We start from the raw sequence: 25,985 nt of genomic DNA, 5'->3' as shown, positions 1-25,985 counted from the left end.
GAGGTAAGACAATGACCGATTTCACCATGACCACAGACGCCGATGGCGTCGCCGTTATCACTTGGGATGTCCCCAACAAATCCATGAACGTGCTGAGCCTCGAAGGATTGGCGCATCTCTCTGATCTTATCGATCAGGCCCATGCAGACGAGGCCGTCAAAGGCATCGTGATCACCTCTGGCAAAGATACCTTTGCGGGCGGCATGGACCTCAACGTCATCGCCAAGATGAAAGAGAGCGCAGGCGATGATCCCGCTAAGGGCCTCTTTGAAGGCACCATGCAGATGCACGCGATCCTGCGCAAAATCGAACTCGCAGGGATGGACCCGAAAACCCAGAAGGGTGGCAAACCGACGGCCGCTGCCCTCCCCGGCACCGCTCTTGGCATCGGTCTCGAATTGCCACTGTCCACCCACCGCATTTTCGCGGCAGATAACCCAAAAGCCAAAATCGGCCTGCCCGAAATCCTCGTTGGTATTTTCCCGGGCGCTGGCGGCACCACACGTCTGTCCCGCAAGCTTGGCGCGATGGCCGCATCGCCCTTGTTGCTTGAGGGCAAACTGAACGACCCCAAGAAAGCCAAGGCCGCTGGTGTCATCGACGAAGTGGTGCCAGCCGAGGACCTCTTGGCCGCAGCCAAGGCATGGGTACTAGACGCCAAAGATGCTGATCTCGTGAAACCGTGGGATCAGAAAGGCTTTAAAATTCCGGGCGGCACGCCCTATCACCCTGCTGGTTTCATGACCTACGTTGGTGCCTCTGCGATGGTGAATGGCAAGACCCAAGGCGTCTACCCTGCCGCCAAAGCCATGCTCTCTGCCGTCTATGAAGGCGCAATGGTGCCGTTCGACACGGCTCTGAAAATCGAGGCGCGTTGGTTCACCAACGTTCTGATGAACCCCTCCTCTGGCGCAATGATCCGTAGCCTCTTTATCAATAAAGAAGCACTGGAAAAGGGCGCGAACCGTCCGAAGGTCGAGGACCAGAAGGTCAAAAAACTCGGCGTGATCGGCGCGGGCATGATGGGCGCGGGCATCACGCTTGTCTCGGCTCAGGCAGGCATGGAGGTTGTCCTCATCGACGCGACCCAAGAGGCCGCAGATCGTGGTAAGGCCTATACCGAAAAATACATGGACGCGGGCATCGCCAAACGCAAAGCGACACCAGAGAAAAAAGAACAGGTTCTGTCGCTGATCACCGCGACCACCGATTATGCCGCGCTTTCTGGCTGTGACCTGATTATTGAGGCCGTGTTCGAAGACCCGACCGTTAAGGCTGACGTGACGGCCAAGGTTGAGGCTGCCGTGGGCGAGGATTGCATCTTTGCCTCCAACACCTCGACCCTGCCAATCTCGATGCTGGCAAAAGCGTCCACGCGTCCTGAGCAGTTCATAGGTATCCACTTCTTCTCGCCTGTTGAGAAAATGATGCTCGTTGAGATCATCAAGGGCAAAGCGACAGGCGAACGCGCCGTAGCTAAGGCTCTCGATTACGTGCGTCAGATCCGCAAAACCCCGATCGTGGTCAATGACGCGCGGTTCTTCTACGCGAACCGCTGCATTATCCCATACATCAACGAAGGCATCCGTATGGTCGCCGAAGGGGTTGAACCTGCATTGATTGAAAACGCCGCGAAACTGGTCGGTATGCCGCTCGGCCCACTTCAGTTGGTGGATGAAACCTCTATCGACCTCGGCGTCAAAATCGCCAAAGCGACCAAAGCGGCAATGGGCGATGCCTACCCCGATGGCGCAGTGGACGAGGTTCTGTTCTGGATGGCCGACGAAGGCCGTCTGGGTCGCAAATCTGCCGCTGGCTTCTATGCCTACGACGAAAAAGGCAAACGTCAGGGTCTCTGGGATGGCCTCGCTGCGAAATACCCAGTGGCAGACGAACAGCCTGATCTGCACACCGTTCAGCACCGCCTGCTGTTCGCTCAGGTTCTCGAAGCGGTCCGCGCTTTGGAAGAAGGCGTTCTCGAAGACATCCGCGAAGGTGACGTGGGCGCGATCCTCGGCTGGGGCTTTGCTCCGTGGTCTGGCGGCCCGTTCAGCTGGCTCGACATCATCGGCACGCCCTATGCGGCAGAGGTCTGCGATCAACTGACCGAAGCCTACGGCGACCGCTTTGCCTGCCCCGCGTTGCTGCGCGAAATGGCGGATAAGGGCCAAGAGTTCTACAACCGCTTCGCCGCAGAGCAAGCAGCTTAAAACAACAAAGGGCGGGGAAATTCCCCGCCCTTTCTCTATCTGAAAACTGATCGATTACGCGTAAGCGAACGTCAGCGCGGGAATGTCCGCCATGGTCAGACCTTTGAGGTAGACCATCGAATAAATCTCGCCGCTCCAGTCGTCGGTCACAGTGACCAACAGACCGTCGTCATCTTCTTTGAAGCCAAGGAAGTCGTCGATGTTGTCTTCGGTGATGTGGGTCAGACCCAGATCAAAGACCAGAACGTCTTCTTCGGGATCAAAGTCCTCAATCGTTGCCTCAGTCGCGATGTCGCCCATCACCACCTCGTCCGCACCCGCGCCCAAGGTCAGGCTTTCAACGACCGAACCGTAGCCAAGTGTTACGCTGTCATCGCCCGCACCGAGGTCAAGTTCGTCCACGTGCGACCCGAAATCACCCTTCAGCTCTACAGTGTCGTCGTCGGCACCCGCATCAACTGTGTTGGTGCTGTCCAGACCGTCTTGTTCTGCAGCGCCGTCCAGCGTGATATCGTCGTTGCCGTTACCGCCACTGATGTCAAAGCTGTAGACCACGTCTTCGTTGGTGTAATCATCTTCGTCGTCGTTGGTTTCAGCAACGATGGTATCGTCACCTTCGCCGCCATCAGCGCTGCCCTCGTTAGTGAGCGTGATGTCATCGTCGAAAAAGCTGGAAAGATCGGTCGTCGCTGCGAAATCGTCAGTTTGTTCGTCAGCCGGTACATCTTCACCGTCTGTCTGCCCCATTAGCTCAGGTATGACGAGACCACTTGCGGCCGCAGCACCCAACAGAAGAAACAGGAAACCCATTTGAAACTCCAGCGAAACAACATAGCACTATCTGCTGATCGTGGGGATACATCATAAATCTCGAAGGTTTAATACACCCTATTCTTTTGAAAGCAAATATCAGTAAATTTGTCGATATTTTGACGAAATACACTCTATGGGTGCGCGAATTTTCGTATTAACGCACGTTTTAGGTGAGTGCTGCCTATTTCGCCGCCTCTCGATTTCGACTCAGGCTGCCAGTTGAGCACAAGTTGGAGCGACCGAACCATGGGTTTCGCTCTCGAGTTCGAGGAAACTGACCAACAGATCCGCTTGCTCTTGCGATAGCACCGAATAAGACGGCTCACCTTTGTCAAAGATGTCAGACAGGATGTCGGTTGCTTTCGGGCAGTAGAACAATGCGCCAGTGTTCGCGAATACGATCTCATCGCCCGCGAAGTGCAGGGTGACGATTTCGATGCGGTCCGCAGGGCGGGACGGTGTGATGCCACGGAAGCCTTCAAGAGATGCAACAGGGATCAGCGCAAAGGGATCACCAAACACGTCCTCTGCGGTATCGCTTTCGATCAGAACGGCCTGACGGGCGGGGATACGCATCTCTTCGCGATTGCCGAGAGCGCCAGCGGGAACCAACATCGGCCAGTCCTCAATCGCCGCTGCGGTTTCACCAGCAAAGATCACCTGACGGCGGACAGCCACAACGGTCTGCAAACCACCATCAAAAGTCAGCACTTGATCGCCTTCGCAGATCGCTTCGACCTTACGCCATCCCATTGCGGTCGCAACGCGGCTACCAGCCAGCATCCCGTGATCTACATCGGAAAGGGTCGCATCATGACCGAGGGCGGCATGGGCGTTTGTCCAGCTTTTGTCGTTCCAAGCATACATTTGCGTCTTCCTTCGCGGTCAGAGCACCTTCTGAACTCCCGTTAAAGAAGAATTCATCTATTCCCGGGTCAGAGTTTGGGACGGATCGTGGTTAAATTGGGGCATTGTTCGAGGATATGCGGCAAAACCCAGACAAAGCCCCCAGATTTCACCACAATCCCTCAACAATCGAACCGATATCCAAAGCGTTCGATGTCCGCAGCGCAAAGCGAATCCACGACCGCTTTGGTTGATTCGTCATAATAGCCACGCCAGTCTTTTTCGCGCTTTGACGTGTTCACGACAGGAATTTCTGGCACAAATTCAAGGCGCTCTGACAATAACGCCAGATCCTCCACCAAATGTTCGATCCGGATGTAGGCGTTGCAATGCTCAACCCGAGCGGTATCCCTCATATAGCTATCATAGGGCGATGATTTGAGGCTTGCATGGGTATGCGGATGGGCCATGAAACCCGTGAAATCCGTGGTCTTCGCCAGCGTCACGGCGGGATGGTCGAACATTTGATCCTGCAACCAATGGTAATAACTCACCATCCGATCCCACGGGTTCCGCACCAGCGTAAAAGTGAAATACTCCGCCATCTGCTCTCGCGTGACCAAGCCTTCGATATCGGCAAGGCGAGAGTGCTTCCACAGACGCCCTGACGTCTCTACCCCGCGCAGCCGACGCCGCCGCTTGATCGCCTTGGGCGTATCGCCAATCAACACGTCGTCTGCCATCGCCCGCGCCTCAAGCGCGAGCGCCAGCGAGGTGCCCCCCGTTTTCGGGATATGGACAAAGATATAGCGACGACCGTGGGAAATTATCATTCCACGATATTATCGGTTCTTGCCATCGGGGGCGAGTCTGTACGGATCGCGATGATCACCCCAGAAGTCGCAATCATGATCAGTCCTACAATCATCAGCGGTGTCGGAAACTCACCCCAGAGGATCGATGCCCAAATCGTCGCAAACACCAGTAGCGTGTTTTCAAACACCGATACGAATGTAGCGTCTGCGGCTTGATACGCGCGAATGGTCAGCCCCACGCCCAAGAGCGACCCAAAGCCGTGCAAAACGATCAAGCCAAGGAAAACGCCAACGGGCGCGACCCACCCACGGGTCACATAACCCGCAGAACCACCCACATCAGGCACCGCCATCCATGTCACAATGACAAGCCCAACCGCGCCCCAGATCGTGATCATCACCGTATAGCCCGTCAAAAGCGACAGTGTGGTTTCACCCTCGCACCAACGGCGTGTCGCCATGTTCCCCATGGCATAGGCCGCCCCCGCAAGGATCGGCAGCAAACTGACCAAGGACAGCTCCCCTGCTCCGCCGCCCAAGGCCAACACGGCCCCCGTAAAGCCGATCACCACTGCAAAAATACGCCGTGGCCCGACCTTTTCACCAAAGAACACCACTGAAATCAGGATCACCCAGATCGGAGAGGTAAAGAGGCCCGCAACCGCTTGGGCGATCGGCATGATGCCGAGGCAGGCGAAATAGAGAACCAGCGCCCCCGATGATACCACAGAGCGTGCATAGACATTCCGGCGCCGTTTGGGTTTGAGGCTATAGCCCGTCACCAACGAAATCGCACCCAATCCCGCCAAAGCGACAGCCCCACGCAACAATTGGAACTGCCACAGCCCTGCCTCTTCGGCGACCAAGCGCACGAAGTTATCGATCAGACCGAACCACGCCATAGCTGACATAATCAGAAACGCGGCCAATCCGGCGCGGTTGTGCGACGAGGAGGAGAGTGCAGTCATAAATTTCCCTCAAACAGTTGCTAGGGTTATGCAAAACCTAAAACGACCTGACTTGTCCCTTAGCGACATATTTGATCAAATTTTGTCTGATTGTCCGCCCTATCCAATATCGCTGGGACAGGGTAAAGTGACGCAAAATAGAATAAGAGCAGATGACAGCACTTAAACAGTACACTCGGTTAGAAAGTTTGGGCCTATGGCGGGCCGACGGACAGGCACAGCGCCGCGAGGTGGCTGTGTGCTTTGGCGATGCCACATTGATCATCCGCGACACGGCCAATCGACCTCTGACCCACTGGTCCCTCCCCGCGATTGAACGCCTGAACCCCAACGAAGTGCCTGCCCTATTTGCGCCCGACGACAGCGGTGATGAAACGCTGGAAATCGATGACGAACTGATGATCGAAGCGATTGAAAAGGTGCGCAAAGCGCTCTCCAAACGCCGTCCAAAACCGGGGCGTCTGAGGGGTGCGGGGCTGTCATTTTCTATCGCTGCCGTGCTGGCCTTGGGCGTTCTTTGGCTGCCCTCTGCGCTGCGCACCCATACGCTCTCTGCCGTGTCCCAAGCCAGCCGTGCGTCAATTGGCGCGACGCTCTTGGGTCATGTCCAACGTCTGACGGGGTCCGTCTGCCGCAGTCCTCGTGGCATCCAAGCCCTCGAACGGCTCAAAGATCGCGCATTGGGCGCGGACAGTGATGTCCGTGTGCTCATCGTCCCCGAAGGCATAGCAACCACCCTCGCCCTGCCTGGCGGGATCATTCTGATGAACCGCGCCCTCGTCGAAGATTACGAAGACCCTGGCGTCCCCACAGGGTTCCTAATTGCAGCCGAATTGGCCCGTCAGTCCGACGACCCACTCGGCCACCTGATGAAAACCTCGGGCATTCAGGCCACGTTCCAACTCCTGACCACAGGCGACATGAGCAGCGCGACCCTGCGCGACTACGCCGAAATCGCCGTCACAGACAAAGCGCCACCCATCTCGACCGATAGCCTGATCAAAGCCTTCGGCGAAGCAGAGGTTTCCACGAAACCCTTTGCCTTTGCCTTGGACATCACAGGGGAACGAACACTCGACCTGATCGAAGCAGATCCAGTGGACCCAGCACAGGCACCACTCATTTTGTCAGATGGCGATTGGGTCGCGTTGCAAGGGATCTGCGGAAACTGACCCCAGCGGCTTAGTAGCCAGTCAGACCGCGCTGCGGGTTCAAACGGCCGTCCGACCACGCACCGATATAGCCTTCGGGTGGCGAGTAAGGTCCGACGCTGCTCACGCCCACTGGGTTCGATGCGGGCACAACAGGCCCGAACAACCCACTTCCCGTCACAATCGAGGTAGCGCGTGTTGCGTCGACACCAACTGATCCCGTCACATAACGGCTGGCAGACGGCGATTGTTGTTGCGGGGTGCAGCGGACACCAGCGCCCCCTGCATATTGCGCACTTACGCTATCAAAATTGCAGCCGCTCGACCGCACAGCGGGGGCTGGAACGGCCACGGTCGGGACCGAGACAACAGGCGCGGCCATCGCAGGCTGACGCGGCACATAGGTCGTCGTCGATACGCCACTTGCAGCGGTGGTGTTGACGGCGACAGGATTGCTTGCTGGAACGCGGTTGCTATAGCGCGAAATGGTTTGGGCCTGCGGGCCACAGCGGACAGTCATGCCTGCGCCACCCGTCAGATACGCCTGACCAATCGACGGACACGCCGAAGCCCCTACCGAAGGCACCATAGTCGGCGCAACAGAGGCAACCGTCACAGGACGCGCAGGACCGCAGTTGATCGGCTGACCATTTGCAGCGTTCACATAGCCCGCCAATATCCCGCTCTGCCCCTGACAAATCTCAGCCAAGGTCACACGACGCGGCTCTGGCCGTGTCACTTGTGGCGTTGCAACAACGGGCGCAGGTGCAGGCGCGACAACACGTGGGGACACGCCAATCGACGCAACGGTCTGGATCGGATCACGTGTCGCAGCTGGCGCCGCAACAGCAGGCGCCGCAGCCGCAACAGTCGTCGTTGGTTCGCTCACCCCAATGATCGGCACATTCGCAGGCAGAGGTGACGCAACGCGACCGCCAATCGACGGTTCAAACCCGCACAATTGCTGGCGATCACGGTTTACACGCGGCACCCAATTCACCGAACCCGCAAGGCCCGCACGAATGAACACGCAGCCCTTGCTGTCAACGTATTGGTTACCCGTAAAAGACGCGGGCGGGATTTCCGCAGGAAGTGTATCGGCCAGTACGCCTTGCGATTGAACGGCAAGACCAACAACGACAGCTGCAATAAAACGAAAATCCGACATGAATGTCCCCATTAATTAAGAGGGACAATGCCGCAGATCGGTGAATCTGTAAAGAGTCCGCACCCGCTAAACGCTAGTTTGCGCCCATTATTTTGTGCCAAACATGCGGTCACCCGCATCCCCTAGACCAGGAACAATATATCCATGGTCATTCAGGCGCTCGTCTACCGATGCTGTCACAATCGGAACGTCTGGATGCGCTTCTTTCATCCGTTCAACCCCTTCGGGTGCCGCGAGCAGGCAGAGGAACCGAATATCCTTGGCGCCAGCCTGTTTGATCAGGTCAATCGCCGCCGCCGAAGAGTTCCCCGTTGCCAACATCGGATCAACGACAATCACCGTGCGATCCTCCAGCTGGGTTGGCACTTTGAAGTAATACTGCACAGGTTGCAGCGTTTCTTCGTCACGATAGAGCCCAACAAAACCCACTCGCGCGGCAGGGATCAGCTCAAGAATACCGTCCAGCAGCCCGTTGCCCGCCCGCAGGATCGACACCAGCGCGAGCTTCTTACCCTCGATCTGTGGGGCCTCCATGCTACACATCGGGGTTTCAATCGTCCGTGTGGTCATCGGCAACCCACGCGTCACCTCATAGGCCAGCAGCAAGGAAATCTCGCGCAGCAACTGGCGAAACTGCGCCGTCGATGTCCGAGACTCGCGCATCAAGGTCAGTTTGTGTTGAACCAGCGGGTGATCCACGACGGTCAGATGGTCAGTCATTGGGCAGTCTCCAATCGTTTGATGATGATGTCGCGGGTGGCCGCATCGCAGAATGCAGCCTCAATCGCGGTCTTGTTCAATTCGGCAAAGTCTTCGTCACCCCAGCCAAAGGTCTTGGCCAACATGTCGTATTCTTTTGTCATAGTGGTGTGGAAAAACGGCGGGTCGTCGGTAGACACAGTAACCTTCACGCCCGCATTACGGAGCGGCTTGATCGGGTGATCCGCCCAATCGCCCGACGCGCCAAGAAACACATTCGACCCCGGACAAACCTCCAGCACGATCCCTGCTTCAGCGATATCGTCGACCAGTTTGCGGTCCTTGATCGCGTTGATGCCGTGACCGATGCGTTCGACCTTTAGATCGCGGATGGTGTCGGCCACCATATCTGGCCCACCCCATTCGCCCGCATGACAGGTCAGTCGCAGCCCAGCCTCACGCCCCATGTCGAACGAATAGGCGAAATCACCGGGGCGATGCATCATCTCTGCCCCACCCATACCGAGGCCAACGATAAAGTCACCCTTCGTCTCAGCCGCACACAAGGCCGCCTTTTTCGCCTGTTCAGGTCCGAAATGGCGGATCGGCGTCACGATCCCGCGCAGCGTAATGCCCATATCGCTGTCAGCCTTCGCCGCGGCCTCTTCGATCGCACACAGATATTCGCGCCACGCAGTGACATCCGCACCACCGCAGAAATCAGGCGACAAAAAGGTTTCACAGTAGACAACGCCGTTTTCCGCGCTGCGCTCCAACACGGCGGTGCAAAGCCGCGCAAAATGCTCAGGCGTTTTCAGGACCGAAGTCGCAGCCTCATAGACCTCAAGAAAATGGTCAAAGTCGCGATACTTATAGCTGCCGTCCTCGTTGAAAATCTTGGACAAATCGACCTTCTGTTCAAACGCCAATTGGCGAATGAAATCAGGTGGTGCAGCCCCCTCGAAATGGAGGTGAAGCTCGACCTTCGGGGTAGATTGATAGCTCATATCACTGATTTTCCTGTGCCTTGGGCGGGAACGCCCAGATGGGCGGCAATCGTCGCGGCCACATCGGAGAACCCGATGTGCCCCAGCGCACGCGGCCCAAGTCCGTGGATCAAAACAGGCACACGTTCACGGGTGTGATCCGTGCCTGTCCATGTCGGATCATTGCCGTGATCGGCAGTAACGACCAGCAGGTCGCCCTCTCGCAATCGCGGCAAAATTTCATTTAGTTTAACACTAAACCACTCTAGATGCTTAGCGTACCCCGCAACATCTCGACGATGCCCGTATTCGCTGTCAAACTCTACGAAATTAGCAAAGGTCAGCGACCCATCTACGGCCTCGTCCACGAGATCGGACAGATGGCCCATCAGCACATCATCGCGACCCTTTCGAACCTCGTTAATGCCCCGCATAGAGAAAATATCACCAATCTTACCAACGGCATAGACATGCCGCCCAGCGCCCTGCACCCAATCACAGAGCGTTGGCGCAGGCGGTTCAATCGCGAAATCCTTGCGGTTTGCAGTCCGGGTAAAGGCACCGACCTCTCCCACAAAAGGCCGCGCAATCACGCGCCCAATTTTCATCTCGTGCAGCATCGGCGCGATGCCTTTGCAAAGGTCCATCAGGCGATCAAGGCCAAAGGCCTCTTCATGCGCGGCGATCTGAAACACACTATCGGCTGAAGTGTAGCAGATCGGATAGCCCGTCCGCAGATGTTCAGCACCAAGGCGCGCGATGATCTCGGTGCCAGAGGCGTGGCAGTTACCCAAAATTCCATCGACACCCGCGACCTTGCAGACCTCGGCAATCACGGCCTCAGGGAACGAATTCTCGTGATCTGTGAAATAGCCCCAGTCCCACGGCACTGGCACGCCCGCCAATTCCCAGTGACCTGACGGCGTATCCTTGCCCTTTGACCCTTCGGTCGCCGCGGCCCACGCGCCCACGGGGTCAGCGCCCAAGCCCTCTACCTCTAGCCCAGAGGCAAGCCGCATTGCCGCGCCCAATCCCAGCGCATCCAAGGTGCCGACCTGCAACGGTTTCCCCGCCTCCGCCATCGCCTGCGCGATATGGCCCACGGTATTCGCGCCCGTATCAGGGCGGTCGTCGTTGAAATAGCTATCCGCGTCAGGCGCGCCACCAATCCCGACAGAGTCGATCACGACCAGAAACGCACGGCTCATGGGTCGATCCTTTCATGCACCAAGGGGTGATCGGGGTCTGCTCCGCCAATCGATACCGCCGCTTGAACCTCTGCCACCGCGCGGGCTGCATCGTCATCCCGCCGCGCGTGAACAAAGGCGATCGGATCACCTTTTTGCACCTCACGACCCAGCGGGATCGCAGCTGATAGACCGACCGCAGGATCGACCTTGTCCGTCTCAACCTGACGTCCACCACCCAATCCCACAACGGTGAGGCCCAATGCTTGACCGTTCCAGCCAGAGACCATCCCAGCCTCGGGCGCGGGAACAGGCACCACAATCGGCGCATCAGGCAAATGGGTGCGCCAGTCCTTATCCATATCGGGCGGCCCACCCATTTCGAACACCATCTGGGCAAAACGATCCATCGCAGCACCGCTTTCAATCGCGGCGCGGATTTTCTCTTCGCCCTCACCTTCGGCCCCACCAGCCAGCGCCAAAAGCCGCCCGCCCAGCGCAACCGTCAGGTCAAAAAGCCGAGGCGCTGCAAGCCTATCCCCGCCCATTACCTCCAAACACGTCGCAACCTCGAGCGCATTGCCCAATGTTGGCGCGAGCGGTTCGTTCATATCGGTGATCATCGCAGCCGTCGGGCACCCTGCCCCGTTCGCCGTATCCACCAACGACCGCGCCAAGGCTCGCGCCTCATCGGGCGTTTTCATGAACGCGCCCGTGCCGACCTTCACGTCGAGGATCAGACCCTCTAGTCCCGCCGCCAATTTCTTGGACAGGATCGACGCCGTGATCAGGTCCACGCTTTCCACCGCCGCGCACACGTCCCGCACCGCATAAAGCCGTTTGTCCGCAGGCGCGATTGACCCCGTAGCGCCAACGACCGCACAGCCGACCTTAGCCACGATACGGCGCAACTCTGCCTCAGAAATCTGAGCCGTGACACCGGGGATGGCTTCCATTTTATCCAATGTGCCGCCCGTATGCCCCAGCCCCCGACCGGAAATCATCGGAACAAACACACCACAAGCCGCCAATGCGGGCGCAAGGATCAACGACACGCAATCCCCCACACCACCTGTCGAATGTTTGTCCATCACTGGACCATCCATCCGCCATTTCAGCACATCGCCAGAATCGCGCATACCGAGCGTCAGAGCAATCCGCCCCTCTTCGCCCAGCCCATTCAACAGCGCCGCCATCGCAAAGGCCCCTGCCTGAGCGTCCGACACCGCGCCAGAGGCAAGCCCATTGGCGAACCACCGAAGCTCTTCGGTCGTGGGCGACTGGCGGTCGCGGACTTTGGCGATGATTGCGCGGGCGTCCATTTTAGGTATTGGCCATATGATCTGCGGTGAACACACCGGGTAGCAATTGCGCCACGGTCATCTCTAATTGCGCCCCACCCGTCGTATACATCCGCACAATCGTTTCAGGCTGCGCAAATTCTGCGATTTTCTGACGGCACCCGCCGCAGGGCGTCACAGGTGTTGGGCTATCTGCAATCACGGCAACCTCAACAATCTTGCGGTCGCCTGCCGCACACATAGCCGCAATCGCGCCCGCTTCGGCACAGGTGCCTTCGGGATAGGCGACGTTTTCAACGTTGACGCCTGTATAGATCGTCCCGCTTGCGGTCTGGACCGCCGCGCCTACCTTGAAATTTGAATAGGGCGCATAGGCATTTTCGCGAACGGCTTTGGCATGATCGAGCAACGACATAGGACCCTCTTTGATCGTTTGGTAAAATGTGCAGCGCGAAGCGAACGGTTGCAAGCGCTATGACTTAAATACGGACTATATCAGCCGATAAGGTTTGCAACGAGAGGTCAATCCCCTGTATGGAGGCCTTGGACCAACAGAAAATTTAGTTTAACGCTAAACTAAAAGGGAATGACCACATGACCGACAAGAGCAAGGACAACCTGCGTCAGGCAGCGCTGGACTACCACCAGTTCCCGAAACCGGGGAAACTGGAAATCCGCGCAACCAAACCTCTGGCAAACGGACGTGACCTTGCCCGCGCTTATAGCCCCGGGGTGGCCGAAGCCTGCCTCGAGATCAAAGCCGACGCGGACACCGCACGCGCGTATACCTCGCGCGGGAACCTTGTTGGTGTTGTAACAAACGGCACGGCGGTTTTGGGCCTCGGCAATATCGGTGCATTGGCATCCAAGCCCGTTATGGAAGGCAAAGCGGTTCTGTTTAAGAAGTTCGCGAACATCGACTGTTTCGACATCGAACTCAACGAACCCGACCCCTACAAACTGGCAGAGATCGTTTGTTCGCTCGAACCGACCTTTGGTGCGATTAACCTCGAAGACATCAAAGCGCCCGATTGCTTTATCGTTGAAAAAATCTGCCGCGAACGCATGAACATTCCTGTGTTCCACGACGACCAGCACGGCACCGCAATTGTTGTGGGCGCTGCTGCCACCAACGCGCTGCACGTCGCAGGCAAGAAATTCGAAGACATTAAGGTCGTCTCCACAGGCGGCGGTGCGGCGGGTATCGCCTGCCTCAACATGCTCCTGAAACTCGGCGTTAAGCGTGAAAACGTTTGGCTCTGCGACATCGCGGGTCTGGTCTATCAAGGCCGCACCGAAGAAATGACCCCGCAGAAAGAAGCCTACGCTCAGGCGTCTGACCTGCGCACTCTTGATGAAGTGATCGAAGGCGCGGACCTCTTCCTCGGCCTGTCTGGTCCGGGTGTTCTGAAACCAGAGATGGTCAAGAAAATGTCGGCCCGCCCGATCGTGTTTGCACTGGCGAACCCAACACCCGAAATTCTGCCCGACCTCGCCCGCGAAGCCTCGCCCGATGCGATCATCGCGACAGGCCGTTCGGACTATCCCAACCAAGTGAACAACGTACTCTGCTTCCCGTTCATCTTCCGCGGCGCCCTCGATGTCGGCGCGACAGAGATCAACGACGAAATGCAGATCGCCTGCGTTGAAGGTATCGCCGCTCTCGCCCGCGCAACCACCAGCGCCGAAGCTGCCGCTGCTTATCAAGGTGAAAAGCTGACCTTTGGTGCGGATTACCTGATCCCCAAACCGTTCGACCCGCGCCTCATGGGCGTTGTGGCCTCTGCCGTGGCAAAGGCCGCAATGGAAACGGGCGTCGCGAAAACCCCGCTCGACGATATGGCGGAGTATAAAAAACGCCTCGACGGGTCGGTCTTTAAATCCGCGCTCCTCATGCGCCCCGTATTCGAAGCTGCCCGCACAGCGTCGCGCCGCATCGTCTTTTCTGAAGGCGAAGACGAACGCGTACTGCGTGCCGCTCAGGCCGTTCTCGAAGAAACCACAGAGACCCCAATCCTCATCGGTCGTCCCGAAGTCATCGAACGCCGCTGTGAACGCGCTGGCCTGAAAATCCGTCCGCAGGTCGATTTTGAGATCGTGAACCCCGAAAACGATCCGCGGTATTATGACTATTGGACCACCTATCACAGCCTGATGGAACGTCAGGGCGTGACCCCCGATCTGGCAAAAGCCATCATGCGCACCAACACCACCGCGATTGCGGCAATCATGGTGCAGCGTGTCGAGGCCGACAGCATGATCTGCGGCACCTTTGGCCAATACCTCTGGCACCTCAACTACGTGACCCAAGTGCTGGGCCGCGACGGGCATGAACCGACCGCCGCTCTGTCGATGATGATCCTTGAGGATGGCCCCCTGTTCATCGCAGACACCCACCTCCACCCCGAGCCCACCCCTGCGCAAATTGCGAAAACCGTGATCGGTGCCGCACGCCACGCGAAACGCTTTGGCATCACGCCGAATATCGCGCTGTGTTCACATTCGCAGTTCGGTAGCCTCGATATTGACTCGGGCCGTCGGATGCGGGCCGCAATGGCGCTCTTGGACGCAGAGACACGTGATTTCTGCTACGAAGGCGAAATGCACATCGACGCAGCGCTTGATCCCGAACTGCGCGAACGCATCTTCCCGCAAAGCCGCATGAAGGGCTCGGCCAACGTGCTGATCTTTGCAAACTCTGATGCGGCCTCTGGTGTACGCAACATTCTCAAGATGAAAGGCGGCGGCCTTGAGGTCGGTCCGATCCTCATGGGCATGGGCAACCGCGCCCACATCGTCACCCCATCAATCACTGCACGCGGCCTGCTGAACATGTCGGCAATCGCGGGCACGCCGGTGTCGCACTACGGCTAAATTCGGGTTGTGGCGCTCTTGGCAACAGGAGCGCCACAGCTAGAATCCCCACCAAGACAGATTTACAAAATCCGACACCAAACTTTGCAAACTTCGTCTATTTTTACCGAAATCCGTATATTTCTGTAAAATTTGCAAAAGTTTGCAACCCCAAGCACCCCTTTTCTGCAAATTTTTTGCGCCAAAGCGTCGCTCTGGACGCTAACATTGTTGCTTGCCTGATCCCCTCTCGCTTAGACCATTACCCAAGCAAGAGGAGGAGCTCTTATGACCTACAAAGACGTATACGACAGCTGGAAATCTGATCCCGAAGGGTTCTGGATGGAACAGGCCAAGGCAATCGACTGGGTCGAAGCTCCGACCAAGGCGCTGTTTGATGACAATGCTCCGATTTACGAATGGTTTTCGGATGCAAAGGTGAACACATGCTACAACGCCGTTGACCGCCACGTAGAGGCAGGTCGCGGCGAACAGGCGGCGATCATCTACGATAGCCCGATCACCCACACCAAACGCTCGATCTCTTACGTCGAACTGCGCAACCGTGTTGCATCGCTCGCTGGTGCGCTCCGTGCCAAAGGCATCGAAAAAGGTGACCGCGTCATCATCTACATGCCGATGATCCCCGAAGCGCTTGAGGCGATGCTAGCCTGTGCCCGTATCGGCGCGATCCACTCGGTCGTATTTGGTGGCTTTGCGGCGCACGAACTGGCTGTTCGGATCGACGACGCGAAACCCAAAGCGATCATCGCGGCGTCCTGCGGTTTGGAACCGAACCGCGTTGTGCACTACAAACCGCTCCTCGACGGTGCAATCGAACAGGCCACTCACAAGCCCGACTTCTGCGTGATCTTCCAGCGCGAGCAAGAAGTCGCAGAACTGATCCCAGGTCGTGACTTTAACTGGCACGGCTTCCAGTTCGGTGTTGAGCCTGCGGAATGCGTCCCAGTTGAGGGCAACCACCCCGCCTATATCCTCTACACCTCGGGCACCACGGGTCAGCCCAAAGGCGTTGTTCGCCCAACTGCAGGCCATCTGGTCGCGCTGAACTGGACGATGAAGAACATCTATAACGTCGATCCCGGTGACGTGTTCTGGGCTGCCTCGGATGTGGGCTGGGTCGTAGGTCACTCCTACATCACCTACGGTCCGCTGGTGCACGGCAACACTACCATCGTCTTCGAAGGCAAACCTGTTGGCACCCCCGACGCTGGCACCTTCTGGCGCGTGATCCAAGAACACAACGTCCGTTCGTTCTTTACCGCTCCGACCGCCTTCCGCGCGATCAAACGCGAAGACCCGAAGGGCGAGTTCATTAAGAAATACGACACCTCGTGCCTGCGTGCGCTCTACCTCGCGGGTGAACGCGCTGACCCTGACACCATCGTTTGGGCGCAGAACATTCTAGGCGTGCCAGTATATGACCACTGGTGGCAGACCGAGACAGGCTGGACCATTGCGGGCAACCCTGCAGGGATCGAAGCGCTCCCTGTTAAGATCGGCTCTCCGACTGTTCCAATGCCGGGTTACGATGTGCAGATCCTCGACGATGCTGGCCACCCTGTGCCAGACGGGGAACTGGGCGCGATTGCAGTGAAACTCCCGCTGCCTCCGGGCACGCTGCCGACCCTGTGGAACGCCGAAGAACGTTTCCGCAAGTCCTACCTGAACACCTTCCCCGGTTACTATGAAACCGGTGACGCAGGTATGAAGGACGAGGATGGTTACCTCTACATCATGGCCCGCACCGATGACGTGATCAACGTGGCAGGCCACCGCCTGTCGACTGGCGCGATGGAAGAAGTGCTCGCTTCGCACCCTGACGTAGCCGAATGTGCTGTGATCGGTGTTGGCGACGATCTCAAAGGCCAGCTGCCAATGGGCTTCCTCTGCCTCAACTCGGGCTGCGACCGCCCGCACGAGGACATCATCAAAGAGGTCGTCAAACTGGTCCGCGATCAGATCGGCCCAGTGGCTGCGTTCAAACTCGCAACCGTAGTGGATCGCCTGCCGAAAACCCGTTCGGGCAAAATCCTGCGCGCAACCATGGTGAAAATCGCGGACGGCGAAGAGTTCAAGATGCCCGCGACCATCGACGATCCCGCGATCTTGGACGAAATCCGCGCGGCTTTGATCCCGATGGGCTATGCGAAGTCGTAACAGACAGGAACACCAATAGACAAAGGCGGTAGGATCATCCTGCCGCCTTTTCTTTTTCTATACGAACTGCTCTTGGATCAGACGTTCTTCTAACCCGTGGCCTGGGTCGAACATGATGCGGTGCACCACATCCGTCGCGGTCTTAATCCGAACCCGCGCAACATCCCGCACCGACCGCCCATCTGCGTCCGCCATAACGGGGCGCTTTTTGGGGTCGATCACGTCGAACTGAACCTCGGCCGATTTCGGCAACAACGCCCCGCGCCACCGTCGTGGACGGAACGCAGCGACCGCTGTCAGTGCAAGAACATCCGCCCCGATCGGCAAAATAGGGCCGTGGGCCGAATAGTTATAGGCCGTAGAGCCAGCTGGCGTCGCGAGAAGCGCACCATCACACACCAATTCAGCCATCCGAAGCTTGCCATCGACCGTGATCCGCAATCGCGCCGCCTGAGGGCCCTCGCGCAAGAGCGACACCTCGTTAATCGCCAACGCATGATGCACTTTGCCATCATTTGTCTCAGCGGTCATGGAAAGCGGGTTAAACTGCTCTTCCTCTGCGGCCGCGAGACGAAACAGCAGATCGTCCTCGTGATATTCATTCATCAAGAACCCGACCGTGCCACGGTTCATCCCGTAAACAGGCAGATCCAGATGTTCTGTCCCGTGCAAGGTCTGCAACATAAACCCATCCCCGCCCAAGGCGACGATGACCTGCGCCTCTTCGACGGGCACCGATTTATAACGCGCCAAAAGACGCTCCAGAGCATTCTGGGCGGTGGGTGCATCACTGGCAACAAAGGCAATTTTCGTCATTGTCCCCTCCGGTCAATGATCAATGGGTAGCAAAGGAACCGCCGTCCTGCACCGCCAAAGTTGCCGATGCGCGAAAATATCCCCGATCATGGCCCCGTTTCCCGTCTTTGCTTCGCTTTCATGATGATTATGACGTTTTCGCGACTTTCCCAGCGCCCTAAGAACCCCTAAACAACAGGCAATCAAAACTCCTACTCTGAGGAAGTGCGTATGACTGCCACCGACGCTGGTTTTTTCACCGAAAGCCTTGAAACCCGTGACCCCGATCTTTTCGCTGCGATCCGCTCTGAACTGGGCCGTCAGCGCCACGAGATCGAACTGATCGCTTCGGAAAACATCGTATCCAAAGCCGTGATGGAAGCCCAAGGCTCTGTCATGACCAACAAATACGCCGAAGGTTATGCTGGTAAGCGTTACTACGGTGGTTGCGAATACGTAGACATCGCGGAAAACCTCGCGATCGAACGCGCAAAACAGCTGTTCAACTGCGAATTCGCGAACGTTCAGCCGAACTCTGGTTCGCAAGCGAACCAAGGCGTGTTCCAAGCCCTCCTCCAGCCGGGTGACACCATCCTCGGCATGTCGCTCGACGCAGGCGGCCACCTGACCCACGGCGCAAAGCCGAACCAGTCGGGCAAATGGTTCAACGCGATCCAATACGGCGTTCGCCAGCAGGACAGCCAGATCGACTACGACCAGATCCAAGCTCTTGCCACCGAACACCAGCCGAAAATGATCATCGCAGGTGGTTCGGCTATCCCGCGCATCATCGACTTCGCCAAAATGCGCGAAATCGCGGACAGCGTTGGCGCATACCTCCTCGTGGACATGGCGCACTTTGCGGGTCTCGTGGCTGCTGGCCTCTACCCGTCGCCATTCCCACATGCACACGTTGCAACAACCACCACCCACAAGACCCTTCGTGGTCCGCGCGGCGGCATGATCGTCACCAACGACGAAGCCATCGCAAAAAAACTGAACTCGGCGATCTTCCCGGGTATTCAGGGTGGCCCGCTGATGCACGTCATCGCTGGTAAAGCGGTTGCCTTCGGTGAAGCACTGCGCCCCGAGTTCAAAGACTACCAGAAGCAGGTTGTCGCAAACGCTCAGGCGCTTGCTGATCAACTGATGAAAGGCGGCCTCGACATCGTAACTGGCGGCACCGACAGCCACCTGATGCTCGTTGACCTGCGCCCCAAAGGCGTAAAAGGCAACGAAACCGAAGCCGCTCTGGGTCGTGCAAACATCACCTGCAACAAAAACGGCATCCCGTTTGACCCTGAAAAACCGACTGTAACCTCGGGCGTTCGTCTGGGTTCGCCGGCTGGCACCACCCGCGGCTTCAAAGAAGCTGAATTCCGTCAGATTGCTGACTGGATCGTTGAGGTTGTTGACGGTCTGGCTGCAAACGGCGCGGACGGCAACGCAGAGGTCGAAGCTAAGGTCAAAGCCGAAGTTGAAGCCCTGTGCGAAAAGTTCCCGCTCTACCCGACCCTCTAAGGTCAGTCAGAGCCAGATAGCCAAAGGGCCGCGATGGATTTCGCGGCCCTTTTTCTTTACCCAATCGCCCGATATACCAATGCTGAATTGGGGATAGATCATGCTAAACATAATCCGCCACGGCGAACCGACGGACAAACCGAACCTCTTGATTGCGCACGGACTTTTCGGGTCTGGCCGCAATTGGGGTGTCATCGCCAAACGTCTCTCGGACGAACGTGAGGTCGTGGCCGTCGATATGCGCAACCACGGCAGCAGCCCTTGGAACGACAGCCACACCTACCCCGAACTGGCCGATGACCTCGCGGAAGTCATTGAAAACAAATGCGATATCCTCGGCCACTCCATGGGTGGTAAGGCGGCGATGGTGTTGGCTTTGAATTTCCCTGAAAAGGTTAACAGGCTGATTGTCGCAGATATAGCGCCGATTGCTTATAGCCATACGCAGACGCAAAATATTGATGCGATGCGGGCCGTAGACCTAAATATTGTGGAAAAGCGGCAAGATGCGATGGCTCAGCTGGCGCATTTGGACGAAGGGCTACAGGCGTTTTTCCTGCAATCCCTTGATTTAAAAGAGAAACGCTGGAAGCTCAATCTGGATGCGCTTGAGGCGAACATGCCTGCGATTTTGGGCTTTCCTGATGTCGCGGGCAAGCGATTTGAGGGCGAAACGCTGTTCCTGTCGGGCGCAAATTCGACTTATGTCCTGCCCGAATACAGAAATAAAATCAAAGAGTTATTCCCCAACGCGCATTTCGCCAAAATCCCCGGAACGGGGCATTGGCTCCATGCGGAAAAGCCGCGGGAATTTGAAATGGCTGTCAGAACGTTCCTCAATCTAGACTATTGAGGACGAATAGACCGCAAAAACGGCTAAAACACTGATAAAAAACAGATAAATCGTGGGCATTGGCGTCTCCTTTAAAGGTAAACGCCGCAGCCCCTGATTTCCGTCGCGATTTATGCGTTTTGGATCGCGCGCGCCACCAACCATGTCACCGGCACCGCCGCAACAAAGCCAGCACCAGCCGCCATCAGGATGGGGTTCAACGTATCGTAACCCATTGTAAGTGCTGCAACAACGAGCGAACCCGCGAGGGTCGTGCCGATCAAAGAATAGAGAATAGATGCAAGGCGGAGCATGGATGCCTCCTGTCAACAAATGCCAATGCATCAAGATTAACTCATATTAACACAGCACCGCGTTGATCTGCGTCAATCTCTATATCTTGTGGCCCAAACCCCGCCGTACGGTGGTGTAACGGGACGTTAGGCGGTTTTTGGTAACCTAATCGCACCTGTTTGAGGCAAAAACAGGACGTATTAACGGGGGCACCGAACGGTCCGTTACTGGCCCAAAACCCCGTAAAGAGTCCGAAATGCCGAAAAACAGGACGTATTTCGAAATCCTCATGGAAGGTTTTGCCCCAAATGCACCTCGATCCGTTGCCTCAGTTCAAGAAAGTGTCGCTCACCACGTTCCGCACCCGCGCCAATGCCTATGTCGAATGGGTCGACCGCATGGGCACCCACGTCTGGATCACCAAACACCGCCGCCTCGTCGCGGGGGTGGTGCCGTTCTACCAACTCCGCGCGATGGAGCGGCTGATGGGCAAAGACATCACCGACCACGAACGAGACATCGACGCCAAACGCCGCCGCGTGATGTGGGCCGCCTACGACCACAAAATCGAGATGATGATGCGTGAGCAGGAGTTGCGGACGCGGAAGAAGTGAAGGACGGGCAGCGCCCGACCCGAGGGTGGGAAGCGAAGCGCCCGCCCGTGGGGGCGGGTCGGGCGCTGCCCGCTACGCGGGCTTAGTTATTGAACCAATCCTCAAATAACTTATTGAATGCTTCAATCCAATTAGAAAACCGACCGTTTGCAAGCAGATAGTTGATCAGCTCATTAGCCGTCGATTTTCCAACCTCTTTGGCAATAGATTGAAGAAGTGCTTCTCGATAAATTTTGGTCTTGTCACCGAATGCTTGACTAAATTGACGAACGAAATCTCTAGCGCGCTTAATCAAAGACCCAAAAATTTCTTTCTTCTGCGGGATGTCTTCTTTTGGAGTACTTTCAACTTCCCTCAAGTTTTTCTGCAAACTTGTAATGTAATTTTCATTTAAACATTCTGTTCCAGGAGCGCCGTTGTCACCAATAAGTTTGGGCAACGCTTTCTTGATATATTCTAAGTCCCTCAAAATTGAAGGAATCTGCGCAATTAACTGATCATAATCAGGCAATTCTTCTTCTATCGGACGCACTTCCACACGATCAGACGGCGCTACCCATATTTCATCCCCAAACGAATGTTCGTTTATTTCGTCAATAACGATTTTACGTTCTTTTACGGTCAACTCGTCTTCAAAAAATTCGTCTAAAATATCTTCGACGCTCAACCCTTCATTCTGTAATTCATCTTCTAACTCAAAATCATTATCCCATTCGCTAAAATCGTGCGAATGCAAACTATAAGGCTCAAAGTTCCCTAAAACCCAAGCCACAATTTTTTGCACCTTTTGTGCAGACGTCAAATCATTTGATAAATTGATGCCAAATGCATCGAAAATTTCAAGTTCGCCTTCCATGAGCACTACCCCACCAAACAAAAAAGCCGCCCCGAACCGGAGCGGCTTTCATGTAACTACACCTTAGCGCGTTGATCAATCATCCATTTTCAACGCAGAGATGAAGGCTTCCTGCGGGATTTCGACTTTGCCGAACTGGCGCATCTTCTTCTTACCCGCCTTCTGTTTGTCCAGAAGTTTGCGTTTACGGGTGGCGTCGCCGCCGTAACACTTGGCCGTCACGTCTTTGCGCATGGCAGAGAGGGTTTCGCGGGCGATCACCTTGGCACCGATGGCGGCTTGGATCGGGATTTTGAACATGTGACGCGGGATCAGGTCCTTGAGCTTTTCACACATGGCGCGGCCACGGGTTTCGGCACGGTCACGGTGGACCAGCATGGAGAGCGCGTCCACGGGTTCTTCGTTCACGAGGATCGACATTTTCACGAGGTTGTCCTCGCGGTAGCCGACAAGGTGGTAGTCGAAGGAGGCATAGCCCTTGGTCACGGATTTCAGGCGGTCGTAGAAGTCAAAGACGACCTCGTTCAGAGGCAGGTCGTATTCGGTCATCGCGCGCGAGCCTGCGTAGGTGAGGTTCAGCTGGATGCCGCGGCGGTCCTGACAAAGTTTGAGCACGTCACCGAGGTATTCATCAGGCACGAGGATGGTCGCTTTGATGCGGGGCTCTTCGATGTGGTCGATGAGGGTCTGATCGGGCATGTCGGCGGGGTTGTGCAGGTCGCGCACTTCGCCCGATTTCATGTGGAGGTGATAGACCACGGACGGCGCGGTGGTGATCAGGTCGATGTTATATTCGCGCTCAATGCGGTCACGGATCACTTCGAGGTGGAGCAGGCCGAGGAAGCCACAGCGGAAGCCAAAGCCGAGAGCGGCAGAGGATTCCATCTCGTAAGAGAAGGAGGCGTCGTTGAGGGCGAGTTTTTCGATCGCGTCGCGCATGTCCTCGAATTCGGAGGAGTCGACGGGGAACAGGCCACAGAACACCACAGGGATCGACGGCTTAAAGCCCGGAAGCGGTGTCTCGGCGCCCTTTTTATCGTGGGTGATGGTGTCGCCCACGCGGGTGTCGCGCACCTGTTTGATCGATGCAGTGAGGAAGCCAATCTCGCCCGGTCCGAGTTCATCAACGGCAAGCATGGCGGGTTTGAAGACGCCGATGCGGTCCACGTGGTGGACGGTGCCGTTGGACATGAATTTGACCTTGTCGTTCTTGCGCAGAACGCCGTCAACGATACGGACGAGGACCACAACCCCGAGGTAGCTGTCATACCAAGAGTCAACGAGCATCGCCTTGAGCGGCGCATCGCGGTCGCCTTTGGGCGCGGGCAGACGGTGGACGATAGCTTCGAGTGTTTCTTTTATGCCGATGCCAGATTTCGCAGAGACCTGAAGCGCCTCGGAGGCGTCGATGCCGATCACGTCTTCGATTTGTTCGGCAACGCGTTCGCAGTCTGCGGCGGGGAGGTCGATCTTGTTCAGGACGGGGACGATTTCGTGGTTCGCGTCGATGGCCTGATACACGTTGGCAAGGGTCTGCGCCTCAACGCCTTGGGTCGAGTCCACGACCAAGAGCGAGCCTTCGACCGCGCGCATGGAGCGGGAGACTTCGTAAGCAAAGTCGACGTGACCGGGGGTGTCGATCAGATTGAGGACGTATTTCTCACCATTGTCAGCGAGGTAATCAATGCGGACGGTGTTCGCCTTAATCGTGATCCCGCGTTCGCGTTCGATGTCCATGCTGTCGAGAAGCTGCGCTTTCATATCGCGGTCAGCAACGGTTTGCGTCGACTGGATCAGACGGTCCGCAAGCGTGGATTTACCGTGGTCAATGTGAGCAACGATCGAGAAGTTCCGGATGTGGGACAGGTCGGTCATGGAAAAGGCAGCCTATGTGGGGTTCAGCGCCTGTCTATGTAGGGGAAAGGTCCGTTTTGCAAGGGGGGAGATACTGCCAACCGCATCGGCATGGGGCCTATGGGCGGAATGTCGAGAGAAAGCGGTGAATTGGGCGCTCTGTCCGAACGAATTTTCGGAAATCGCTGGCAATCATAGCGGGCCGCGCCAGTTCCCTTGGGTAAATGATTGTGAACCGTTCAAACGGTCGCTAGCGTTTCGGAATGACAGGGAGGAGGAGCCCGACGATGGATACAGTGATCAGGTTGGAGACAACCGGTGCGCCCGAAGTTTTGCACGCCGTGCAAGTAGAGCCAGTGGCCCCCGCAGCAGGGGAGTTGCGGATCGAGCATGAGGCGATTGGGATCAACTATCTTGACGTGATGCAGCGCAAAGGGACCGCGCCGTTTGCCGTGCCGAATGGGCTGGGCCTTGAGGGGGCCGGACGCGTTGTGGCGATTGGCGACGGTGTCACGGGCTACAATGTCGGGGATCGGATCGCCTATATTCTGGGGCCTGTCGGGGCCTATGCCTCTACCCGCAACATCCCTGCAGCGCGGGCGGTGAAAATCCCCGATGCGCTGAGTTTTGAAGATGCTGCGGCAATTTTGTTCAAGGGCATCACGGCGGAATATCTGCTGACCGCGACCGGCGAGGTCAAAGCGGGCGATACGATCCTTGTTTACGGTGCTGCGGGCGGTGTGGGTCAGATCTTGACCGCCTTGGCCAAAGAGATCGGCGCGACGGTGATCGGTGTTGTGTCTGGTGCGCATAGCGTTGAGACGGCAAAGGCCGCAGGCTGTGATCTGGTGCTGATCTGGGGCACGGATAACATCGTTGATGAGGTGAGCACCTTTACCAAGGGCGCGAAGGTTCAGGTTGTGTATGACGGTGTGGGGCGTGCGACCTTTGACACGTCCATCGACTGCCTTGCCCCGCGTGGGTTGATGGTGTCGATGGGGGCCTCCTCTGGGGCGCCTGCTGCGGTCGAGATGTCGACGCTGAACACCAAGGGATCGCTGTTCATCACCCGCCCGACCATTGCGAACCATGCGGTGGAGGAGAGTGAATACCGTGCCCGCGCAAAGGCTGTGTTCGATGCGGCAGAGCGCGGCGTGATCAAGCCGAACGTCTGGCGTCGGTTTCCATTGGCACAGGCCGCAGAGGCCCATGCCGCGATTGAAGCAGGCGGTGTCACGGGCGCGGTACTGCTGACGGTTTAAGGGGGATACCTTGGGCGATAACACGATGAAAACAATCATGATCACAGGTGCCGGAAGCGGCATCGGACGGGCCACGGCGCGTCATTTTCTGGAAAATGGGTGGCGGGTGGCTCTGGTCGGTCGCCGCGCCGAAACGCTGACCGAGACGGCGCAGGGGCATGAGAACGCGCTCGTCCTGCCGTTCGATGTGACCGTGCCGAGCGAGGTCGAGGCGGGCTTTGCCACGCTGCGCGACACCTGGGGGCGGCTCGATGTGTTGTTCAACAATGCAGGCGTCGGCGTTCCAGCGGCGCACATCGACGAGATCAAGGTCGAGGATTGGCTCAACCTGTCGAACATCAATATCACGGGTATGTTCCTATGCGCCCGTGCGGCCTATGGGATGATGCGGCACCAGTCGCCGCAGGGCGGACGGATCATCAACAACGGGTCGATCTCTGCCCACGCGCCACGGGTCGGATCGGTGCCCTACACCATGTCAAAACATGCGGTGACGGGACTGACAAAGACGCTGAGCCTTGATGGGCGGCAATTCAACATCGCCTGTGGGCAGATCGACATCGGCAATGCGCTGACGGAAATGGCCGCACCGATGACCAAGGGCATTGCGCAAGCGGATGGGTCGATCAAGGTCGAGCCGACGATGGATGTGGCGCAAGTGGCGACGAGCGTGATGTATATGGCGGGCCTGCCGCTCGAGACGAACGTCCAGTTCATGACCATCATGGCGACCGCGATGCCGTTTATCGGACGCGGGTAAAACAGGCAAAAGCCAGAGT

Annotated in this window: 23 protein-coding genes; 9 read left to right on the top strand and 14 right to left on the bottom strand. The window is 57.1% G+C overall.

Going from position 1 to position 25,985, the window contains the following annotated elements:
• Positions 1-11: 11 nt before the first annotated feature.
• A complete protein-coding gene (locus tag BSK21_RS04060) occupies positions 12-2,210 on the top strand; it encodes a 3-hydroxyacyl-CoA dehydrogenase NAD-binding domain-containing protein (protein ID WP_067549524.1) in 2,199 nt (732 codons plus the stop codon).
• A gap of 54 nt (positions 2,211-2,264) precedes the next feature.
• Here the strand turns inward: BSK21_RS04060 and BSK21_RS04055 are convergent, their stop codons facing one another.
• The 4 genes from BSK21_RS04055 to BSK21_RS04040 form a co-directional block, all read right to left on the bottom strand.
• Positions 2,265-3,020, bottom strand: coding sequence for a hypothetical protein (locus BSK21_RS04055; protein WP_067549527.1), 756 nt, complete (start codon positions 3,018-3,020; stop codon positions 2,265-2,267).
• Positions 3,021-3,230: 210 nt separating this feature from the next.
• Positions 3,231-3,890 (bottom strand): Hint domain-containing protein, encoded by a 660-nt coding sequence (locus tag BSK21_RS04050; protein ID WP_067549530.1) that lies wholly within the window; start codon positions 3,888-3,890, stop codon positions 3,231-3,233.
• Positions 3,891-4,051: 161 nt separating this feature from the next.
• Positions 4,052-4,702 (bottom strand): sulfotransferase family 2 domain-containing protein, encoded by a 651-nt coding sequence (locus BSK21_RS04045; RefSeq protein ID WP_067549534.1) that lies wholly within the window; start codon positions 4,700-4,702, stop codon positions 4,052-4,054.
• Positions 4,699-5,652, bottom strand: a complete 954-nt coding sequence (locus BSK21_RS04040) for a DMT family transporter (RefSeq protein WP_067549537.1) — start codon at positions 5,650-5,652, stop codon at positions 4,699-4,701. The genes BSK21_RS04045 and BSK21_RS04040 overlap by 4 nt, the downstream gene beginning before the upstream one ends.
• 152 nt (positions 5,653-5,804) lie before the next feature.
• Here BSK21_RS04040 and BSK21_RS04035 point away from each other — a divergent pair, with 152 nt between their 5' ends.
• Positions 5,805-6,824 (top strand): hypothetical protein, encoded by a 1,020-nt coding sequence (locus BSK21_RS04035; protein ID WP_067549540.1) that lies wholly within the window; start codon positions 5,805-5,807, stop codon positions 6,822-6,824.
• Positions 6,825-6,834: 10 nt separating this feature from the next.
• On the opposite strand, the gene BSK21_RS04030 is transcribed toward BSK21_RS04035, so the two are convergent.
• The 6 genes from BSK21_RS04030 to BSK21_RS04005 all read right to left on the bottom strand — a co-directional run bounded on the left by BSK21_RS04030 (position 6,835) and on the right by BSK21_RS04005 (position 12,559).
• Positions 6,835-7,971 carry a hypothetical protein gene (locus tag BSK21_RS04030; RefSeq protein WP_067549543.1) on the bottom strand — a complete coding sequence of 379 codons (1,137 nt, stop codon included), beginning with the start codon at positions 7,969-7,971 and terminating at the stop codon, positions 6,835-6,837.
• Between the two features lie 87 nt (positions 7,972-8,058).
• Complete coding sequence (gene upp / locus BSK21_RS04025; RefSeq protein ID WP_067549546.1) at positions 8,059-8,691, bottom strand: uracil phosphoribosyltransferase; 633 nt, start codon at positions 8,689-8,691, stop codon at positions 8,059-8,061.
• Positions 8,688-9,677: an adenosine deaminase gene (locus BSK21_RS04020; RefSeq protein ID WP_067549555.1), complete on the bottom strand. Its 990-nt coding sequence runs from the start codon at positions 9,675-9,677 to the stop codon at positions 8,688-8,690. The genes upp and BSK21_RS04020 overlap by 4 nt, the downstream gene beginning before the upstream one ends.
• On the bottom strand, positions 9,674-10,864 hold the full coding sequence (locus BSK21_RS04015; protein ID WP_067549558.1) for a phosphopentomutase: 1,191 nt from the start codon (positions 10,862-10,864) through the stop codon (positions 9,674-9,676). Before BSK21_RS04015 ends, BSK21_RS04020 begins: the two co-directional genes overlap by 4 nt.
• Positions 10,861-12,165: a thymidine phosphorylase gene (locus BSK21_RS04010; protein WP_067549560.1), complete on the bottom strand. Its 1,305-nt coding sequence runs from the start codon at positions 12,163-12,165 to the stop codon at positions 10,861-10,863. The genes BSK21_RS04015 and BSK21_RS04010 overlap by 4 nt, the downstream gene beginning before the upstream one ends.
• 1 nt (position 12,166) lies before the next feature.
• Positions 12,167-12,559: a cytidine deaminase gene (locus BSK21_RS04005; protein WP_067549562.1), complete on the bottom strand. Its 393-nt coding sequence runs from the start codon at positions 12,557-12,559 to the stop codon at positions 12,167-12,169.
• 179 nt (positions 12,560-12,738) lie between these two features.
• Between BSK21_RS04005 and BSK21_RS04000 the strand changes: the two genes are divergently transcribed.
• The gene (locus BSK21_RS04000) at positions 12,739-15,018 is read left to right on the top strand and encodes an NADP-dependent malic enzyme (protein WP_067549564.1); all 2,280 of its coding nucleotides are present in this window, start codon (positions 12,739-12,741) and stop codon (positions 15,016-15,018) included.
• Positions 15,019-15,285: 267 nt separating this feature from the next.
• Complete coding sequence (gene prpE, locus BSK21_RS03995; RefSeq protein WP_067549566.1) at positions 15,286-17,178, top strand: propionate-CoA ligase PrpE; 1,893 nt, start codon at positions 15,286-15,288, stop codon at positions 17,176-17,178.
• A gap of 57 nt (positions 17,179-17,235) precedes the next feature.
• Here prpE and BSK21_RS03990 read toward each other — a convergent pair whose 3' ends face one another.
• Positions 17,236-17,994 carry an NAD kinase gene (locus BSK21_RS03990; RefSeq protein WP_067549568.1) on the bottom strand — a complete coding sequence of 253 codons (759 nt, stop codon included), beginning with the start codon at positions 17,992-17,994 and terminating at the stop codon, positions 17,236-17,238.
• 210 nt (positions 17,995-18,204) lie between these two features.
• On the opposite strand from BSK21_RS03990, the gene glyA reads away from it, so the two are divergent.
• On the top strand, positions 18,205-19,494 hold the full coding sequence (glyA, locus tag BSK21_RS03985) for a serine hydroxymethyltransferase (RefSeq protein ID WP_067549570.1): 1,290 nt from the start codon (positions 18,205-18,207) through the stop codon (positions 19,492-19,494).
• Positions 19,495-19,594: 100 nt separating this feature from the next.
• A complete protein-coding gene (locus tag BSK21_RS03980) occupies positions 19,595-20,347 on the top strand; it encodes an alpha/beta fold hydrolase (RefSeq protein ID WP_074038960.1) in 753 nt (250 codons plus the stop codon).
• A 110-nt stretch (positions 20,348-20,457) separates the two neighbouring features.
• Here BSK21_RS03980 and BSK21_RS03975 read toward each other — a convergent pair whose 3' ends face one another.
• Positions 20,458-20,640, bottom strand: coding sequence for a CTP synthetase (locus tag BSK21_RS03975; protein ID WP_067549572.1), 183 nt, complete (start codon positions 20,638-20,640; stop codon positions 20,458-20,460).
• A 288-nt stretch (positions 20,641-20,928) separates the two neighbouring features.
• Here BSK21_RS03975 and BSK21_RS03970 point away from each other — a divergent pair, with 288 nt between their 5' ends.
• Positions 20,929-21,234: a hypothetical protein gene (locus BSK21_RS03970; protein ID WP_067549573.1), complete on the top strand. Its 306-nt coding sequence runs from the start codon at positions 20,929-20,931 to the stop codon at positions 21,232-21,234.
• Positions 21,235-21,316: 82 nt separating this feature from the next.
• Here BSK21_RS03970 and BSK21_RS03965 read toward each other — a convergent pair whose 3' ends face one another.
• Together BSK21_RS03965 and lepA are read right to left on the bottom strand one after the other, a co-directional pair.
• Positions 21,317-22,090, bottom strand: a complete 774-nt coding sequence (locus BSK21_RS03965; RefSeq protein ID WP_067549574.1) for a hypothetical protein — start codon at positions 22,088-22,090, stop codon at positions 21,317-21,319.
• A 75-nt stretch (positions 22,091-22,165) separates the two neighbouring features.
• A complete protein-coding gene (gene lepA / locus BSK21_RS03960; protein WP_067549575.1) occupies positions 22,166-23,965 on the bottom strand; it encodes a translation elongation factor 4 in 1,800 nt (599 codons plus the stop codon).
• 266 nt (positions 23,966-24,231) lie between these two features.
• Here lepA and BSK21_RS03955 point away from each other — a divergent pair, with 266 nt between their 5' ends.
• Positions 24,232-25,206, top strand: coding sequence for a quinone oxidoreductase (locus BSK21_RS03955; RefSeq protein WP_067549577.1), 975 nt, complete (start codon positions 24,232-24,234; stop codon positions 25,204-25,206).
• 25 nt (positions 25,207-25,231) lie between these two features.
• The gene (locus tag BSK21_RS03950; RefSeq protein WP_067549741.1) at positions 25,232-25,966 is read left to right on the top strand and encodes an SDR family oxidoreductase; all 735 of its coding nucleotides are present in this window, start codon (positions 25,232-25,234) and stop codon (positions 25,964-25,966) included.
• Positions 25,967-25,985 lie beyond the last annotated feature (19 nt).

Source organism: Marivivens sp. JLT3646 (assembly GCF_001908835.1).
GTDB lineage: Bacteria > Pseudomonadota > Alphaproteobacteria > Rhodobacterales > Rhodobacteraceae > Marivivens > Marivivens geojensis.
This window is presented reverse-complemented; position numbering and strand designations above follow the sequence as displayed.